The sequence below is a fragment of the Ferrigenium sp. UT5 genome (assembly GCF_045866295.1).
Taxonomy (GTDB): Bacteria; Pseudomonadota; Gammaproteobacteria; order Burkholderiales; family Gallionellaceae; genus Sideroxyarcus.
In genome coordinates this window covers 1-1,376 of record NZ_BAAFRY010000057.1, presented here as the reverse complement: position 1 = coordinate 1,376, position 1,376 = coordinate 1, and the positions used below count along the sequence as shown (strand labels likewise).

Sequence of the window (1,376 nt, the reverse complement as noted above, 5' to 3'; positions counted from 1 at the left end):
GGGAGTGTCAGGATTTTTGTGTTTGAGGCGGGTTGAGACGTGCCCACATCAGGTTCGCCGGAATGCATTTTACTGGATCGAACGGATAAAGCGATCATCGTACAGAATGGCGAACTGATTCATCGCCTCCTTCCAGTCCCTGGCCGCGCGCCCCCAGTCGGCAGTGATATTACGCAGGGCCAGCCAGATTAGCTTGGCTGCCGCATCATCGCTCGGGAAATGGCCGCGCGTCTTGATGATCTTGCGCAGTCTGGCGTTCACGCTCTCGATGGCGTTGGTGGTGTAGATGACGCGGCGTATCGATGGCGGAAAGGCAAAGAACGGGATCACCCGATCCCACGCCCGTCGCCAGGCAGCGACCACGGTCGGGAATTTCCCACCCCACGGCCCTTGCTCGAAGGCATCGAGTTCGGCGAATGCAGCCTCTGCGCTGGGTGCGGTGTAGATCGGCTTGATTGCCGCCGCCAGCGCCTTGCGATCCTTCCAGTTGGCGTAGTCCAGGCTGTTGCGAATCAGATGCACGATGCAGGTTTGCAAGGTGGTGGCCGGGAACACGGCTGATAGCGCCTCCGGCATCCCCTTCAGGCCATCGGTGACAGCAATCAGGATGTCGGCGACACCCCGCGTCTTGAGGTCGTTGAAGACCTTCATCCAGAATTTGGCGCCCTCGGTGTTCTCGATCCACAGTCCGAGGATGTCGCGCGTGCCATCGGGCAGGACGCCCAGCGCCAGGTAGATCGCCTTGTTGCGAACCACGGCGTCCTCGCGAATCTTGACCCGCAGGGCATCGAAGAACACCACCGGATACATCGGCTCCAACGGGCGTGACTGCCAGGCGTTGACCTCGGACATCACGGCATCGGTGACCGTGCTGATGAATTCCGGCGATACCTCGGTGCCGTACTGGTCAGTCAAGAACCCCTGAATCTCGCGCACTGTCATGCCGCGCGCATACAGGGCGACGATCTTGTCGTCGAAGCCGGTGAAGCGTCGTTCGTGCTTGGGAATGAGGAGGGGTTCGAAGCGGCCCTGCCGGTCGCGCGGAACGTCGATCCGCAACGGGCCATCTTCCGTGAGTACCGTTTTGCCACTGACGCCGTTGCGCTGGTTGTCGGCGCCTTCAGGCTTGGCTCCAGGCGCATAACCCAGGTGATAGCTGAGTTCGGCACCCAGCGCTCGCTCGATCAGCGCCTTTTTGAACGCCATGGAAGCGGCATTCACCGCCTCGGCTGTCATCGGGCCGCTGACCATCTGGTCAATGAGTTCCTTCGGAATGCGCGGTAGAACCGCAGCTTGCTTCTTGCTCGTTTTGCTTGGCATACATGTTCCTTTCAGGTTGCATGTTATGCCTCAAACACAAAATTTATGACAGGCTC

1 protein-coding gene is annotated in these 1,376 nt (G+C 59.9%); it reads right to left on the bottom strand.

Features of this window, described 5'->3' with window-relative positions:
- Positions 1 to 69: 69 nt before the first annotated feature.
- Complete coding sequence (locus ACKTSJ_RS11095) at positions 70 to 1,320, bottom strand: IS256 family transposase (RefSeq protein WP_407900226.1); 1,251 nt, start codon at positions 1,318 to 1,320, stop codon at positions 70 to 72.
- Positions 1,321 to 1,376: the final 56 nt, after the last annotated feature.

Bases quoted from the DNA above. Each gene is read 5' to 3' on its own strand.
- ACKTSJ_RS11095 (WP_407900226.1), bottom strand. From the start codon at position 1,320: ATGCCAAGCAAAACGAGCAAGAAGCAAGCTGCGGTTCTACCGCGCATT.